Source organism: Vibrio sp. D173a, assembly GCF_030248475.1.
Window position 1 is genome coordinate 1 of sequence record NZ_JAHGAH010001291.1, and the last position, 753, is coordinate 753.

Genomic DNA, 753 nt, shown 5'->3' on the forward strand with positions numbered 1-753 from the left:
GACGAAACACCCTTTTAAGGAGGGGGCAACCCCTCCTTACTTTTCTATTTTATATATCGCTAGCAGGTTCCTCTATGCAGTCAGTTCAAGGTACAGATGCTATTCCAGCACCAACAAGCCTTCCAGGAAGTAAAAGCGTCTTCATTAAGTGGGGATTGCTTGGTAGCGTAGGCTTAATCAATGGCTACGCTACAATCCTAATGTATTCTCGCGGTGAGCTCGCATTCGCGTTGCTTACAGTGATCCTAACGGCTTTAGCTCTTTACGTTTTCGGTAGCAAGAAAACTTACGCACACCGTTATATCTACCCTGGTATTGCCGGAATGATTCTATTCATTCTCTTCCCTTTGGCTTATACCGTCGGTCTTGCGTTCACTAACTACAGTGCAAAAAACCAACTTTCGCTTGAGCGTACTCAAACCGTCCTAATGGACCGTACGTTCCAAAGCGGTGACAGCTTCCCATTTACTCTGTACAAAACAGATAACGGCCATCAAATCGTGGTTAAAGATGGTGAGCAGCTTCTGGCGACGGATGAGTTCTCGCTTGATAACTTGAACATCAGTGATATGGATCTTGCGGTTATCGATGCGGCTCAAGGCGAAAAAGAGAAGATCAAAACGATCATCCAAAATCGCACAGCAATCAGTGCTATCGACTTCCACCTTCCAACGGGTGAAGACATCCGCATGAGCGGCTTACGTAAGTTTGCTGCAGTCGCTCCGCTTTACACAATGCAAGATGATGGCGAAA

At 46.1% G+C, this 753-nt stretch carries 1 pseudogene; it reads left to right on the forward strand.

The annotated features are described in order from the left end of the window. Positions 1–74: 74 nt before the first annotated feature. A pseudogene (gene malF, locus KIV40_RS32920) lies at positions 75–753 on the forward strand (maltose ABC transporter permease MalF); the annotation flags it as partial.